This window comes from Blautia sp. An249, from assembly GCF_002159835.1.
GTDB classification, from domain to species: domain Bacteria; phylum Bacillota; class Clostridia; order Lachnospirales; family Lachnospiraceae; genus Blautia_A; species Blautia_A avistercoris.
Genome location: NZ_NFJL01000007.1, coordinates 137,784 through 155,248, shown reverse-complemented (window position 1 = coordinate 155,248; position 17,465 = coordinate 137,784). Strand labels below are relative to the sequence as shown.

At 47.3% G+C, this 17,465-nt stretch carries 7 protein-coding genes; 1 reads left to right on the top strand and 6 read right to left on the bottom strand.

What is annotated here, in order from left to right; all coding sequences use genetic code 11:
* Positions 1-12: 12 nt before the first annotated feature.
* The 5 genes from B5F53_RS08670 to B5F53_RS08650 form a co-directional block, all read right to left on the bottom strand.
* On the bottom strand, positions 13-1,296 hold the full coding sequence (locus tag B5F53_RS08670) for a TRAP transporter large permease (protein ID WP_087222401.1): 1,284 nt from the start codon (positions 1,294-1,296) through the stop codon (positions 13-15).
* Complete coding sequence (locus B5F53_RS08665; RefSeq protein ID WP_087222399.1) at positions 1,297-1,779, bottom strand: TRAP transporter small permease; 483 nt, start codon at positions 1,777-1,779, stop codon at positions 1,297-1,299.
* A gap of 84 nt (positions 1,780-1,863) precedes the next feature.
* Positions 1,864-2,886: a DctP family TRAP transporter solute-binding subunit gene (locus B5F53_RS08660; protein WP_087222397.1), complete on the bottom strand. Its 1,023-nt coding sequence runs from the start codon at positions 2,884-2,886 to the stop codon at positions 1,864-1,866.
* A 26-nt stretch (positions 2,887-2,912) separates the two neighbouring features.
* Complete coding sequence (locus tag B5F53_RS08655) at positions 2,913-3,815, bottom strand: NAD(P)-dependent oxidoreductase (protein WP_162610563.1); 903 nt, start codon at positions 3,813-3,815, stop codon at positions 2,913-2,915.
* A 22-nt stretch (positions 3,816-3,837) separates the two neighbouring features.
* Positions 3,838-4,314, bottom strand: a complete 477-nt coding sequence (locus B5F53_RS08650) for a PPC domain-containing DNA-binding protein (RefSeq protein WP_087222393.1) — start codon at positions 4,312-4,314, stop codon at positions 3,838-3,840.
* A gap of 192 nt (positions 4,315-4,506) precedes the next feature.
* On the opposite strand from B5F53_RS08650, the gene B5F53_RS08645 reads away from it, so the two are divergent.
* Positions 4,507-6,303, top strand: a complete 1,797-nt coding sequence (locus tag B5F53_RS08645) for a PrpR N-terminal domain-containing protein (protein WP_087222391.1) — start codon at positions 4,507-4,509, stop codon at positions 6,301-6,303.
* Positions 6,304-6,368: 65 nt separating this feature from the next.
* Here B5F53_RS08645 and B5F53_RS08640 read toward each other — a convergent pair whose 3' ends face one another.
* A complete protein-coding gene (locus tag B5F53_RS08640) occupies positions 6,369-17,321 on the bottom strand; it encodes a family 43 glycosylhydrolase (RefSeq protein ID WP_087222389.1) in 10,953 nt (3,650 codons plus the stop codon).
* Between the last annotated feature and the right edge of the window lie 144 nt (positions 17,322-17,465).

Sequence of the window (17,465 nt, the reverse complement as noted above, 5' to 3'; positions counted from 1 at the left end):
CCTTCTTCATTTCTAGTTCAGCAGATTCGGCAAAAGCAGGGAAATCTGCGGAATATAAGTTACCAGAAGCAGCACCACTATCAGGGATACAATAATCGGGACTACGTCTTTAAAGGTATCCTTAATAGTAAGTTTTGAAATGCTGCAGGCGGTAAATAAATTCACCCCCACCGGCGGCGTTACCAGGCCAATGGCCAGGTTTACGCACATGAGAATACCAAAGGCTACCGTATCGTATCCCATGTCCGTGGCTACCGGCAGTAAAATGGGGATAAAAATATAGAGGGCGGAAGTTGCATCCATCACGCAGCCGGCGATCAGCAGAATAATGTTGGTAATCAAAAGGAAGGCCCACAGATTTCCATGGGTTACATTCATCAGCCAGTCTCCGATGTCCGAGGCAATTCCGTCTACGGAAATCACCCATGCAAACAGGGAGGCTGCAATAATCACATACATAACAACCCCTGTCTGACTTCCGGACGTTACTATCATCTTTCCCAGTTCCCTGATTTTCAGTTTCTTATAAACGAAGATTCCCACTATCAGTCCGTATACAGCGGATACGGCCGCCGCCTCCGTAGGCGTAAAGATTCCGGAGTAAATACCGCCCAGGATAATCACCGGCATTAAAAGACCCCAGATCGCATCTTTAAAGGCCGCCCAGCGTTGAGCTCCACTGGCTTTCTCGGTTTTCTTTAACTCAAATTTTCTTGCACAGAATAAGGTCGCGCCAATCAGGGCCGCTCCCATCATAAGTCCCGGAATAACTCCTGCCATAAAGATCTCTGCAATGGAGGCTCCGGAACTGGATCCGTACACAATAAAGGTAACCGAGGGCGGAATGATGACGCCGATAGCTCCTCCGGCCGCCATCAGAGCCGTAGCAAAACTGACCGGGTACCCCTCTTTCACCATGGAAGGAATCAAAATAACTCCCAGAGCAGCAACAGTCGCCGGACCGGAACCGGAAATCGCCGCAAAGAAACAGGAAACAATCACGCAGACCAGGGCAACCCCGTTCTTTCTGTGTCCCACACAGGCCTTTGCCAGGGTAATCAGTTTTTCCGAGATTCCGGCTTTCTCCATAATATTTCCGGCCAGAATAAAAAACGGAATGGCCAGCAGCGCGAACTTACTGGATGCCGAATATACATTAATCGGAAACATCTCAATGGGCAGTCCCGTCACCAGAATGGTAACTACACTGGCAATCCCCAGAGAAACGGCTATGGGAATGTTGCAGATTAACAGAATCACAAAGATTCCGAATAAAAGCAGAGACGTATTTATCATTTACCCTACCTCCTTCCATCTGGAAATCTGGCTGACCAGACTAATCGCATACCGCAGCACCAGTACGCCTGCTCCAACCGGAACGGTCAGACCGTAAATCCACTCCGGCCACTGCATAGTAGCTGTCACCTGTTCCAGAAACATTTCCTGACGCACCATCTGTACGCCGTAATAAAACATGATCCCACACAGAATCACTGCCAGTATGGTGGCTGCCACCTCCAGTATCTTCTGTACCTTTTTTGGCATAAAACCAATGACAAAGTCCAGTCCCAGATGAGCCTGGCTGCGGACCGCCACCGACGTGCCCGCCAGAGAAGCCAGCACAAACAGCCCCGTCACAATCTCCTCCGTAAAGGACAGAGCCATATGCAGCGCAAATCTGGAGACTACATTGGCAAATGTTAAAAGAAGCATAATAATAAATGTCCCAATACACAGATAGTTTTCAATTTTGATAACAATTTTGTCCAATACCTTCACCCCAAAACCTCCTCTTCTTTTGATAAAAAAGGGATACCTCCGGGCCAAACGTCCTGGTATCCCTTTCCTTTCTGACCTCTTAGCCTAATATTCAACACCAAATGCTTCGCAGGCCTCTTTCCCGTATCGGGCTGTCATCTCTTCATAATAGTCATCCAACTGTTCCTGAAACGCCTGAATTTCTTCTTCCTGCAAACTCACCAGCTCACAGCCATACGCTTCAATTATTTCTTTCTGGGTCTCTTCGTTATTGACCACGTTCTCGCACCCTATCTTACAGACTTTCTCTGCCGTTTCCTGAAAAAGCTTTTGTGTATCCTCATTCAGAGTGTCCCAGGTATCACTGCTGAATACCATGGCAAAGGCGCCGTAACTGTAATTCCAGTTAGTAATATAATCCTGCACCTCATAGAATTTATTGGTGGTAATTAAGTCAAATCCATTTTCCTGGCCGTCCACCGTCCCCTGCTGCAGAGCGGTAAACAATTCGCTGAAACTCATGGAAACAGGATCTGCACCCAGTTCTGAGAAGAACTTCATAAAAACATCCCCGCCCGGAACCCGAAGTTTCAGGTTTTTCATGTCTTCCGGGGAAGTCACAGGATGCTTGCTGTTGGTTAACTGCCGGAATCCATTATGAATAAATCCTAAGGTTTTCAGATCTTTCTTTTCCAGACATTTGCTGATAAATTCTCCGCCCGACCCATTGAGACAGGCTTCCGCCTCTTCATAAGAGTCAAAGATCCACGGAAGGCTCAGGGCATACATCCGGTTATCCAGCACCGCCATTACATCCACCGGTTCAAAGGCACAGTCAATGGCGCCCTGAGTCAGCATTTCCACACCCTTCGACATATTGCCGCCTGATAACTGGTCACTGGAATAAACAGCCACTTCAATATTGCCGTCAGTTGCCTTTTCAATTTCTTCTGCAAACAGTTTTCCCACCACTGTGGCGTTTGACTGTTCACTGACGGTCGTAGACAGCAGTATCTTTCTTTTGGGATATTTTTCTCCGTCTGCTTCCGCTGTTTTGGCTGTACAGCCGTTCAGGGCAACCGCCAGAATCATCAGGCACGCAGCAGCGCTTCTTACTTTTTTTCTCAAAACCCTTCTCCTTTTTCTTCTGCGCCTTATTTTCTCACTTCCACACCGCCCAGTTCTTCATAAAGTTTAATAATTGCACAGTTATCCTTTCTGCCATATCCTTTTACCTGAGCGGTCTTAAACAGCTCTGCCGTCAGATTTGTCGCATACAGAGGAAGATTCATATTCTTGGCCATATCCACTGCCAGCTTCACGTCTTTGGTGTGCAGATCGATGGTAAAGCCCGGTTCAAAGTCTCCCTCCAGTATATGAGGCATTCTGTCTTCCACTGCCCAGCATCTTCCGGAACCGCCTTTTATTACGTTCATCATGATTTCCGGGCTGACTCCTGCTTTCGTTCCAAGAGTAAAGGCTTCTGACAGACTGATCAGATTAATGGCTGACATCAGCTGGTTCACCACTTTGACCACCTGTCCGGCTCCGCACTGGCCGCAGTGTATGATGTTTTTCCCAACCGCTTCAAAGAGCGGCATGGCATCCTGAAGATCCTCTTCTTTTCCCCCGACCATAATGGTAAGGGTTCCGTTCATAGCTCCCGACTGTCCTCCGCTTACAGGGCCGTCCAGGAATTTAATGCCTTTTTCTTCCAGCTTTCTGCCGATTTCTCTGGTCACATCCGGAGAAATACTGCTCATATCAATGAGAAACAGATCCTCCGGGATTTCCCCGGTTAAAAGGCCGTTTTCCCCTTCTAACACTTCTAACACATGAGGAGAATTGGGGAGCATGGTAATCACCGTATTGGTATATTCCAGTACCTGGGCCGGATTCTCTGCGGCAATGACTTTCTCCTGCTGAGGAAGCATTTTAATTCGTTCCTGATTCACGTCACAGGCCACCAGGGTGTATCCTGCTTTTAACAGATTCAGAGCCATTCCGTACCCCATAACCCCAAGTCCGATTAATCCCACTTTTTCATATGTTCTCATACCCGTTTTCCTCCCCTGCATTTTACTTTTCTGCTACGAATACCTGGGTTAAATCCGTTTCTTCATCGTATTTTCGGATCATTTCCACCCCTTTGGCTTCCTGAATCACAACATCCACGGTAGTTAATACGGGGCACTGGCCTTTCACAATATGGCCGCCGAAAACGGTTCCTTCTTTGTCACACATGGTTCCGTGGAAATGCAGTTCCGTAACTCCTTTATCTGTCTGTGTAATAATACCGGTTCCCGACAAAAACTCAATGGGGCCTTCCTGTTTAATTACGTCTCCGTATCCGGCTCCCACTTTCGCGTCCATAGGAACCAGATACATGTATCCTGCCGCCGAAAAGCTGCCGAAGCAGTTGACCGCTCCATATTTTACTCCGTTCTGATCACAAATCTGCTCCAGACCCGTTAATAAATCTGTTCCCGGCAGGATTCTGGCTGCAATCATTTTTCCCGGTGTCCCACATGCATAATTTACTCTTACTTCTGACATAACTGTTCCTCCTTGTTTTCGTCCTTGTTCTGTTTTCTTTCTAGGCTTATTATATGTTTCATTTTTTAACCATTCAACAAATTTACCGTTCTGTTTTCATACGGTTTTTCCTATTTTTTCCGCCGTTTCTTTATGTTATAATATTAAAAATCGCAATATCGTTTGCTTTTTAAACAGTAAGGAGGTTTTTAAATGGAACAGGAGAAATACCGGATTCTGGCTGTGGCGCCTTTTAAAGGTTTTCAGAATTTTTTCCTTCAGGAAATCCAGAAGAGAACGGATATAGAAGCAGATATTTATTCTGCAACCCTATACGAAACAGAAGCGCTGATGAGCACCTTAGATCTTTCCCGATACGAAGTGATTATCTGCCGGGGCCGCTCCGGACGGCTGATTAAGGAATTGTCCCCCATTCCGGTGATTAATGTGGATTTTTCCAGTTTTGACATTCTGCGCGCCCTGCAGCTTGCCATGCTGTCTCCCCAGAAGAAAATCGCTTTTGTCAGCTATTTCGACTTAAACGACGACATTCAGTTTTTATGTAAACTTCTGAATTATGAAACAGAAATTATTGTACCCAATCCTCCAAAAAACCAGGAAGAGATGGAAGAACTGATAAATACTCTTTATTACAATGAACATATTCAGCTTTTCATCGGCGACGGCGCCTGCGTGCACTGCGCCAAAATTTTAGATGTGGATTCTGTTCTTGTGACAACAGGACCGGAAAGTATGCAGAAAGCCATATCCGACGCGGTGGACTTGTGCAAAATGCGTCGGAAGATTATTTCAGAGAATAACTTTTATAAAGAGATCATTGAGCAGTCTTCCCTTCCTCTGGCCATTTTTAACGAAAACAGCAATCTGGTCTATTCCTCTTTGTTTACCTCAGGCCATAAAGACCGGATTCACGAAGATCTGAAAAGCCGGATTCCCAAGCTGCATCTGCACAGTCACATTAAGTTTCTGATCACGGAAGGACAGACCTCCTGGAAAGCTGCCGGTGAAATTCTCTACCACAATGATTCCCCCTATTACCTCTTCCAGGTATCGGATTCCATCCCCTTAGTTCTGGCTCAGTCTCAGTTCTGGAAATCCATTGATTACGAAGACGCTAAATCCTCCCTTCCGCTGATTAAAGGAAACCCCATCCACCGGGAATACTGGGAGAAAAATCAGGGGATTATGATTGGCAAGACTCCTGTGGTCATCTGCGGAAGTCCGGGAAGCGGACGTACCGTATTTTCCTATGCCCTTTACGCGTCCAGCCCCTATAAAGCCAATCCCCTCATCGAAATTGACTGCTCTCACCTGAACGAAAAGCAGTGTGAGAAGCTTTTCAAAGATGAACGTTCCCCTTTGTTCGAGAACAACTATACCATCCTGTTTAAGAACTTAAACGCCCTGTCCCCCACCATCCAGAATGCCTTCTGCTATTATTTTGAGAACCTGGAGATCGTCTCCCGGCATAAGATCATCTGCACCTTTACCGGGAATATGGGAGATCTGATTGCTTCCAGTCAGTTTTCTCAGAATCTGAGCTATATTATTTCCGGTTTTACCATCCAGCTTCCCTCTCTGAATTCCAGACCGGAACTGATTGTCTCTATTGCCCGTTCTTATTTAAACAGTCTGAATCAGGAGCTGCCCATTCAGATCGCAGGCTTTGAGCCGGAGGCCCTCACACTTTTAAAGGAACATCACTGGGAATTCGGCATCGCCCAGTTTCAGGCTGTGCTGAAACAATTGGTCATCCGTTCCAACGGCCAGTTTATCACTGCCGAAAATGTCCGCTCTCTCTTATCCCATCTGGTTCCCTCAGAAACAGCTCCTCCCGGGGATACCGCTATCAATCTGTATCAGCCTCTGGATGATATTATCAGGGACATTATTAATCTTGTTCTCAGGGAAGAAAGTATGAATCAGACAAAGGCTGCCAAACGGCTTGGAATCAGCCGCAGCACCTTATGGAAGAAACTGAAAATATAAGAATTCCCTCAAAAATGGGAAAGGGGCGATGTGACATAAATCACATCGCCCCCTGTCTGACTGGATTATTTCTTAACTCCGGCCACACCTGTGGTATTATAAGTTCCCCACAGATTACTTCCGTCGCTCTGTTTTACATATGCGCGTACGGTGTAGTAATAAGTTGTTCCCTTTGTTCCTGTAGTATCGGTGAAGCTTCTGGTGTTGGCTCCTACGGTTCCAACGGTCTTCCAGCTTCCGCCTGCAGTCTTTCTGAATACGCGGTAGCCGTCTGCGAATGCATTGGCGCCTGCCTTAGAACCTGTCCAGGTAATGGTTACACCCTTGCTGCTGCCGGATGCACTCAGAGTCGGTGCGGACGGCACTGCCATTCCAACCACTTCTCTCTGATAATCGCTGTAAATGCTTCCTGCATAAGCTTTTACGGTATAATAGTATTCCACTCCCATCTTCGCATTGCCGTCACGGAATTTCAGAACGGATGCGCTGACTGTTCCAATGGATTTAAAGGAAGTTCCCGGTTTCGCTTCTTTCCTGTAAATCACGTATTTATCGGCTCCTGTTACTTTCTCCCAGCTAATCTCTACGGTGCAGTAGTTGACCGATCTGGTATTAACTGCCGGAGTACCCAGCTTATCAACCGGTACTTTTACTGTTACGTCTTTCGGATAGTTGGTGAAAGCGCCCTGTGCATCTGCTTCCCAGAATGCTTTCACAGTGTAATAGTAAGTTACTCCTGCTTCGGCAGTTGTATCTGTGTAAGAAGTTTCTCCGGCTGCCACATTGGCAATGCCTTTAAATGCTCCTCCGGCTTCTTTCCGGTAAATCCGGTAGCTTCCGGCTTCCTGGATTTCTTTCCAGCTTACCGTTACACTCTTATCTGCGTTTGCTTTTGCTGTTACTTCAGGAACGAGATTCTGGAATTCTTCCACACTTCTCGGTACGTAAACCTGAACATCGGAAGGATATTTTGTATTTACGCCCTGTGCGTCTGCTTCCCAGAAGCCTTTCACGGTATAATAGTAAGTCTTGCCTGCTTCGGCTGTGGTATCCACATAAGAAGTCACATCTGCGCCCACGTTGGTAATACCTGCGAAAGCGCCGCCTGCTTCTTTCCGGTAGATACGATAGCTTCCTGCATGTTCAATGGCTTCCCATTTTACCAGTACCTGATTGTTATCCTGAACTTCAGCGGTTACTTCCGGCATTACCTGCTGGAAGGCTGCCTGCTGCTCTTCTGTAGTATCCGGAATCGTTACTTTTACAGTAATCGGATACTGGGTGCTGATACCTTCTGCATTTTCTTCCCAGAAGCCTTTGACTGTATAGTAATAAGTCGTTCCAGGCACTACATCTGCATCTACATAAGAAGTTTCTTCTGCGGATGCATTTGCGATTCCCACGAAGGAGTCTCCGTCGGCTGCTCTGCGGTAAATCCGGTAACTCTTGGCGTTGTCCACTGGTTTCCAGCTTACAACCGCCTGGTTGTCTTCATTTACCTCTGCAGTTACTTCGGTTACTACGTTCTGGAATGCCTCTTTTGCAGCTTCGTCAGCCGCTTTCAGTGCATTGATTGCCTCTGTCAGGCTGCTAATCTGTGCTTCTACAGTTTCCTGTGTCAGATCAGCGTCGTCCAGAACTCCTTCTGCCCCGGCAATTGCTTCCTGCAAATCTGCATAAACATCTGCCACATGGCTGTAATCTGCCTCTTTATAACCTTTGGCTTCTTCAATCAGAGCTTTTAATTCGCTGGTATCCACATCCTGGATTTCCCCTGCAATTTCCTCAGCAGAAAGAGCCCGGTTGTAAATTGCCACGTTGTCGTAGCAGCCCTTGAAGTAAGGATCTGCGCTGTAGAAGGATCTTCCCAGATAAGTCAGCAGGTCGCTGCCCAGTTCCGGAATACTTCTTACATGCTCGTTCACATCCACTAATTCTTTGTTTACATACAGAGACATCTTATGGTCTTCCATAACTACGGTTACGTTTACCCATTTATTCAGTCTGCCTGTAGTATTATCCACGACATCCCGCTCTGTATTATTATTTCTTGCTGTAATGGCATTGCGGATGCCATCGTTTCTGACTCTCAGGAACATGTACCTGCTGTTGTCCTGTCCAGTAGCAAAGTCGAAGTGGAAGGTATCTGTGGTCTGTGCCTTAATATCCATGGATACGGTCATGTCTTCCAGGCCATCCAGAAGTCCTTTGGGCAGTTCCACATAGGTTCCGCTGCTTCCGTTCAGATACAGAACATTGCTGTCCAGTTCACTGTCTTTCTGGTACGCTGCTTTGCCGTAAGCAACTGCATCATTTCCGTTTCCGGAGGTGTCTTTTACAACACCGTCTGTAAGAGCTTCTTCAAAGTCATAGCTTGCGATCGGCTCTTCTTTTTCTACTTCGTTGCCTTCCTGTACCGGAGTTCCCCATTTATCCATCAGAGCATCATACTCATCCTGGGTAATTGGAATAACTGCGCCGTGTTTTGCAGCTTCCTGCATAATGTAGGAGCCGTCTTCCATGGCTTTTACACTGTTTGGTTCATCCAGATCGGTGGTGGTAAACGGAATATAGCCTCTGGCCTGATTCAGATATTCATCCACCATGATGCACCATTCATCCCGGTCGTTGAACTTGAACATGGTCGGTCCTTCGTAGCCGTTCTTGTAGCTTTCCAGGCATCCGGACGCGCTGTTGTCAATTCTGGTAAACAGAGATCCTCTGTTTGCCCAGGTCTCATCGCCAATCTGTACTTCCTCTGCTTCATCTCCGTAAGCCAGCAGATGATCTGCGGACTGGAGGATAATGAATAACTGGTTCTCATTCTTAATCAGACGGTAGTACTTGTCGCCTTCTTTCAGGATGGAAGCGTCAATGTTGCTTGCATTTGCCGGGATTCCGCCGTTATCATTGATGTTCTGCGGGTTGGAGTACAGTTCCGGCTCAGTAAAGGTATAGAAATCTCTGGTCTTAGACACATAGATTCTATGGGTTGCATAGTTGTCTGCTGCCACGCCGCTGGACCAGAATACCAGGTATTCTCCTGTCTCTTCGTCATAAACAGCTTCCGGCGCCCAAACCATACCTGCATCCAGTTCGCTTGCCACATCAATTCTTCTGTGGTTGGTCCAGTTTACAAGGTCGGTGGACTCCCAGATAATCAGAGACTGGCTTCCCTGGGTTGCCATTAATCCCCAGTTATCGTTGTACTTATCCGCATAAATATCCAGGTCTGTGGCAATCAGGAAGAACTTATCTCCTTCTGCAGAACGGATAATATACGGGTCACGTACTTTCTTATCTCCCAGAGTGGATTTCAGAACGGCATTGTTATCATTTAATGCGGTCCAGTCCACACCGTTTTTACTTACGCCGAAGAAGATGTCCTGCTTGCCCTGCTCTCCGCTGTATTCATTGAAATGTACATACAGATAAGCGGCGTATGGATCCTGCTCTTCTGTGGCTTTTACAGTTACTTCAATGTCTTTCTCCGCTTTCTTTCCGTTTAATTCGGCCGTTACGGTAAGAACCACTTTGGTATCTTTATCCTGACGGGTTACAACACCTGCCGGAGTATCGAAATAATCCTGGTTCTCAAGAACGGAGGTATTTACTACATCCTCATTGTCAGAAGTCCAGGTCAGCTTCGCATCTCCCATAGAAACAGGGAGTGTGATGTTTCCGCGGATGTCGTCTGCATTGGGAATGGTTACGCTGTTAAGAAGCGCCTGTAAAGCCTCGTCCTCGGTTCCGGTAACTTTTACTTTAACAGAAACCGTTCTGTTTTCCGGAAGGATTTCCCTATCGGTTGTCATATTCAGTACCGGGGTTCCGTCTGTAGACCAGTAAACCCGGCGGATACCTGTATGACGGGTAGAAGAAGAAGCGTTCTTTGCATGATATACAAATAATAACTCTCCGTCTTCATCTGTGATATAGGAGTTATGGCCCGGGCCGTATTCTCCCGGCACGGATTCTGAGGTCAGAATCGGATAGTTGCTCTTTTCCCAGTTGTCACGGTCTAACAGATCCTCTCCTGTCAGTTTCAGGTAGCCTACACAGTAAGTATTATCTACCATTGCTCCGGAGAAGGTCATATAGAGCTGACCGTCTGCATTGCGAAGCACGTACGGGCCTTCGTCTACAGTTGTATTTCTTCTGTCCCAGCCATAATCAGGTTCACAGATGAGAACCGGATCGCTGGTTAATTTTCCTGGATCGGAAGGATCTACTGTCGCAATCATGATGTTGGATCCCAGGGTGGGGTTAATACTTCTCTGAGCCCATGCCACATATGACTGACCATTTTCTTCAAAATAGGTCATATCCAGGGTGATGCCGTCCTCGTACAATGGGCTGCCGTCTTTCTTAACAACTCTTACCGGATCACTCCAGCTTGCTGCTTTTGTAGGATCTGCATCCTTGTCTTCCAGTTTCAGGATTCTGGACTGTACACCATCCCAGGCTCCGTTGGTGGAGATGGCCATAAAGATATACAGATCACCGTTTACTTCATGCAGCTCCGGCGCCCACAGACATCCGGATCCGTCTCCGCTGGCCGTTGCACTTAAGATCAGGTGATCTTCTGCGCTTGCCAGTTCTTCAATGGAATCTGCTTCCCGGATATAAAGTTTGCTCTGTCCGTATTCATCGGTTGCAATGAAATAATATTTTCCATTCCATTCATAGATGTCCGGATCGGCGCGTCCTTCAATGACCGGCCATTCCTGTTCTAACTGATCAATGGTTCCGGTTAATTCATATTCTCCCGGTGTCAGCCAGTCTACACTGCTGTCATCCCAGTTAATATTCTTGGAGAGTTCCTGTCCGTCGCTGTATACAGCCGTTGCTGTAATATCGCTTAAGTCCGCTTTTTCTCCGACTTTTGTTTCAACTTCTGTTTTGTTCAGTTTTACTTCTGTATTGGTTACCGGCAGTAAGCGGTTAGTCAGAGCCTCTGCCTCTGCTTTGGTAACCAGTGTAATATTAGAAGCCACTGCGTTATCAATTCCCGGTTTCACCGTATCATAGGAAACGGCTTTTCCTTCTTTCGCTTCGCCGTCACAGGTCAGGCTGCTCCAGTCGGATACGGTATTACGGTAGGTCTTGCCGTCTTCCCCTTTCCAGCTTACAACCCAGGTATTGGCCTGTGTATCGTATTCTGCAGCCGGGTCGCTGATTACGCCTTCGGTCTTCAGATCCAGCATTCCCACTTCTCTATAGGAAAGCAGGTCTTTGGACGTAAACAGCAGTACTTTTCCTGCATCTGCCGCATCCGTGCCGCTGGTCTGGCTTCTCACTGCCAGAACGCCGAAGGTATTATCCTTCATACGGAATACAAATGGATCGGTCAGCACTTTGGATTCATTTCCTTCGGAAGTCAGATCAATGGTCTTCGGGAAAAGAAGTCCTGTGTTGTCCTTCAGAGCCGTATAGGTCTTTCCGTCACTGGAGAGAGCCAGGTGCATTGCGTATCCCTGTTCCTTGTCGCTTAAGTTTCTTGTATAAGCCAGAACGGAAGCTGCTTTGCTTTCCATTACCTTTACGGTAAATTCTCTGGTGAAGGATTTTCCGTCTTTCTGAATAGCAGCTTTCAGAACGCCGTCTTTGATTCCCTCATCTGCTGCCTTGATGGTTCCGTCAGCGTTGAGAAGATCATCGTCGCTGGTCCATGTAATGGCAAATCCGCCTACATCCTCCTGAAGAACATCATCTTCTGACAGAAGGTAGGGCACCTGAATGCTGTTCAGCAGTTCTTCTGAAACATCATCGGCTTTTACAGTTACTTTTACAGTCACTGTCTGATTTTCCGGCGCTAAATCTTCCTCTTCCGTCATATTCAGTACCAGACGTCCGTCTGCGCTGAAGTGAACCGATTTGGCTCTTGCATGACGTCCCGGATCGTCCAGACCGCCGTCTCCGGCGCCTTCCTTTTCTCCTTCTGTTCTGGAGTGGTATACGATAACCGGATTTCCGTTTCCGTCTACTGTAAAGGAGTTATGGCCGGGGCCTACTTCGTTATTTCCGAATTCCTGGCAGTCGGTACTGGTCAGGATCGGGTATGGATTCTTGGTCCAGTTTGCCGGATCGGTCAGATCATCATTGGCATTGGCAGTAACTACGCCCACGCAGTATCTGGAGTCTACGGTAGAACCGGAGAAGCACAGATATACGGTGTCGCCGTTCTGAATAACGGCAGGACCTTCGTTAATATACTGTCCCTGAGATTTGTTCCACTCCCATGCGTAATCCGGCTGAGAAATAATGCTTCTCTTGCTGGTAATCTGGGTTGGATCAGAGGGATCTACCGTTGCAATATAAATTCTGGCTGAGCTTGGCTTTTCTGACCACGCATAGTAGGACTGTCCGCCTGCTTCGAAATACGTCATGTCGATGGCGAAGGTATATCCGCCGTCTCCGGACTGTAAATCTACCTGCTGGGCTTTGTCATCCCAGTGATCAGGATCCATAATCTCATTGGTTGTAGTTCCGTCGCACAGGATAATGTGCGGAGATAAAGACCAGACGCTGCTTGCGCTGGTGCTGGCTGTAAACAGTACACACCATTTGTCGCCAATCTTGCGGATTTCAGGCGCCCAGATATAACGGTGGGAACCGGAATCCTGGGATTCATCCCAGATGGTGATTTCTTCTGCATCTGCCAGACCTGCAATGGTCTTAGCTGTTCTTAATACAATTCGGTCATATCCCTCCGGATCGTTTGCTCTCCAGGTAGGATATGAGGCTGTAAAGTAATAACAGTCATTTTCTTCATCATAAGTTACACAGGGGTCTGCCCGGTAGCGGATCAGCGGGCTGTCATATCTTTCTCCCACAGTACCAGTCACTGTGTAAGTACCCGGCTGTGACAGATCCAGATCGCTGGTATCCCAGGAAACTCCCTTTTCTACTGTAGTTCCGTCATTGTAAGTAGCTGTGAGTGTCTCCGGAAGATCCAGGTCTTCGCCTGCATTCAGAGTCACATCCTCTACATCATCCAGTCCTGTATTGTAAATAGGACCGTAAACCTGCATTACCTTGTCGTATTCTGCTTTTGTTACCTGGAATACGTTTTCTTCCATGGCGTCAGAAGGCAGGGCCATGGTATTTTCTGCTTCTTTCGGATATTCAGCAGCTTTCTCAGCAGAGAAGTCGCTGAAGTCTTTGGTTGTGGTTACATACCCTTTTCCTTCGGAATCTTTCCAGAAGATCTTGTATGATTCCTGAGACTCGTCATAGATAACCATCGGATCATTGACTTTTTTACCGGAAGTTGTCAGAGTTACTTTCCGCTCATTGGTAAAGCTGGTCAGATCCTGGGAATCATACAGCATGATGCTGGCATTTCCGCCGCTTAAAGCCGTAACCAGACCATAGGTTCCGTCTGCTTTTCTGAACAGACTGGGATACCCCATTAAATCGCCGCCCTTAATATAGCGGATAGCTTTTCCATTATTTAATGTGGTATATGTATCTCCTTCTTTTGCTGCAACAAACAGAGCGTCTGATAAGTCTGTATTTCCCTTTGTTACATAGGTAAGAAGTTCGCTGTACGCTTCTACTACCTGGAAGTGGAACTCTTTTGTAAGGGATTCTTCGCCCAGGGTCGCAGTCACTGTAAGTGCGGCCTCTTTATTTCCTTCTCCGGCTGCCGGGCGGGTTACTTTACCGTCTGCAGTCAGATACTCCGGATTTTTGGCTTCCCACTTCAGGGTGGCTTCTCCGGCTTTTTCAGGCAGAGTTATATCCCCTGTGAGCCAGTAACCATTTAAGTCAATTTCATTTACCCAGCGTTCCAGATCTTTCTTAGGATCTTCTTCCAGAACTGTCACGGTAAATTCCCGTTCCACAGAAGCTTCTCCCATGGTGACAGTTGCTGTCAGAACAACTTCCTGATCGCCTGTTCCGGCTGCCGGACGGGTCACTTTACCGTCGTCTGCAATGTATTCCGGTGCAGAAGAAGACCAGGTAACGGTGGTTCCTCTTGCGCCTTCTGCGGGAAGTTCCATATCTTCAAATACAGTATCTTCCACCTGTAATGCTTCTGCATCCAGTTTGGCACATCCTAAGTTATATTCTGCAGTTACCTCTTCCTGGGACCATTCTCCGGCGTACACTTTTACAGAACGGATGCCGCCTTCATAGAACATATCATGGTAGGAAGATTTACCCAGGTAAGCCACCAGATTTCTTCCGAAATCGCTGACTTTCGCATTAATAGATACGGTTCCTACCTTTTCTCCGTTGTAATACAGGGTAATGCTTCCCGGTTTAATTACCGTGGTATACAGTCCCCAGCTATCGTCTGTTTTCGGACCTGCCATACCCTGAGAGATGGTCGTTGCTGAGAATCCATACTCTGTCAGATACGGAGCTGTTGCATTGGTGGAATTGGTAATAACCGATTTCAGAAGTCCGTTCGGATTGGCCGGATTGAGCAGCCAGTAATTTTTCGGCAGCTCCTCGGTGGTTCCGAAGAACATGGCGGCGTAGTTGCCTGCGCCTGTTTCATTTTTCAGCCAGAGGGAAATACTTAAGGTATCCTGGCCGTCAAACATACCTGTGGGAAGTTCCACATAAGCGGCATTGCTTCCATAGGCGCCTCCCGGCAGATTCAGGGTTTCCCCGTCAATGGTATATCCGCTGCCTTTGATCTGGGCGTCGTTTCCGGTTCCGGACTGATCCGTTACCGTGGTTCCGTCTGTCTGGCTGAAATCATATTCTGCAATCATGCCGGCGGTTTCTTCTTCCTCTCCGCCTGTGATTTCCTGCCTTGTCATGGCGTAATTGTATACTTCTACGTTATCAAAGCTGCCCTTGAAGTTTCCGTCTTCTTCATAGAAGGATTTGCCCAGATAAGCCAGCAGGTTCTGTCCCATATCACTGGTATAAACCTTGGCGTCCAGGTTTTCGTCCACTAATTTGTTATCCACATAGAGCTGCATCTTCGGTCCGTCAATGACAATCTTCACATTCTGCCAGTTGCCGGCTCCTGCGCCCATCGCTGTGGAAACATCATTTTCGTTGGACCAGCTTCCTACCGTTACCGCATTGCGGATGGTAGATCCGGTTATTTTCAGGAAATTGTAAATCTGGTTATCCTGACCATAGGCAAAGGTAAAGAAGTTTCCTGAGGTCATGTCGGATTTTACATCCATAGAGATGGTCATCTGATCCCGGCCGTCAAAGAAGCCCTGGGGGAATTCCATCCATCCTTCTTTTCCATTGAGACGCAGAGTGTGGCTCATGCTGCCGTCCAGGGTGCGTTCATTGGCAATATATGCTGCACCGTACATGGTAGCGTCGTCTGCGCTTTCATCTCCGGTTCCCACATCGGGAATCGTTGCCTCTGTTGCATTTACTTCCAGATCTTCAAAGTCGTATTTTAATACCGGCTCCTCGGAGGGTTCTTCGTCCCGGATCTGGATGCTCTGTCCATATTCTCCCATCAGGGCGTCATATTCTTCCTGGGTGATTGGCAGAATCGTTCCGTGACGTTTCAGCAGCGCGCCGAAACTGTAGGTTCCGTCTTCCATCAGACTCCAGGATTCTCCCGTGGTATCGCCTACGTCTGTGGTCATAATGGGGAGATAACCTTTTCCGGTAGCATCCTGATCCACCAGGAGGCCCCATTTGTCTTCTCCGTTGTATTTAAAGAATTCCGGACCTTCCACATCATTTCCGGTAAGGCCTACCAAATCCTCTAAGGTACAGATTTCTGTCCAGTCTCCCAGAACAGAATCACTGGATTCAATGAAAATATCATCCACACGGGAAGCGCGGTAGAACTTTCCGTTGGATTCAATCATTGTGGTATCATATAAATCTTCTCCGATACCGTCTCTCATAATGTACAGTTTCGGATCCGTAAAGTTGTGGAAGTCTCTGGTCTTACTGTAGAAGATATGTCTTCCATTTGTAGATAACTGGGAATCCGGTACCTCTACACCCTGTTCATCTCTCAGATACTGACCGTTTACCATAGAGGACCAGAATACTACGTATTCTCCTGTCTTCTCATCGTAAATAGCTTCCGGAGCCCAGGCACATCCTGCAGAATCAGGCATTACCTGTGTCATCCATGGCTCTGACCAGTGAATCAGGTCTTCCGATTCCCAGATAATCAAAGAGGTGCTTCCCGGTGTGTCGCCATAGTGACCCCAGCCGCCTCTGTGATAAATGGATAAATCAGTTGCAAGAAGATAGAATTTATCTCCTTCTGCGGAACGGATAATATAAGGATCGCGGACACCGCCGTCACCTTCACTGTGTTCTCCCTTGGTCCACTGAAGAATCGGATTTCGGTTGTTTAAATCCCTCCAGTAGTTTCCATCCTGGCTGACAGCAAAATAAATCTGTTCGTCAGACTCTTTCGCTTCCAGTCCTGTAAAATGCCCGAACAGATAAGCATTATATTCTTTCTGTTCTGCCTGGGCTTTTACGGTAAATGTAAATTCTTTTGTTTTTACTGCTTCATTTAATGTAGCTGTAGCTGTCAGAGTTACCTGTGTATCCTGGTCCTGACGGGTAACAACTCCGCCGGGCATATCGTCGTAATCGGTATTGTCTTTTCCCTGGGGATCGATCACGTCCGGTTTGTCAGACTGCCAGGCAATGGTCACTCCGCCCTCACCTTCTGTGGGGAGCGTAATGTTTCCTCTGACATCATCGGTATCGTAAAAAACGATGGCGTCAAGAGCTGCCTGAGCGGCTTCCTCATCCTGAGGAGAAGCAGCCCGCGCACTTGCTGCTGAAGCTTCCCCGGCGGCCGGTGTTTCCTCTTCCAGAACATTGGCATCTTCTTCCAGATTCTCTTCCTCTAAGGAAGGTTCTTCTTCCTCTTCTGTCAGTTCCTGAGAATCCACTTCGCCCTCTTCTTCAGAAGCTTCTTCCAGCATGTCCTCATAGACTGTTTCATCCTGGAGGTCCAGACCTGAGCCAAACGCTGTAGTCGGAACTGCCGTAACCATCATCACAGCCGTCAGAAGCCATGCCAGAATCCGTGTTCTCTTCTTCATTCACATTTCTCCTTTCTTTTCCATTTTGTGACATTTATAAAAAACGGCGGGCCTGGTTTCCGTTCCGCAGTTTCCAGGCTCGCCGGCGTCACCGTACTATAGTTATATTTTAACAAATTTTAGAGGTTTTTCTTTAGTTTTTTT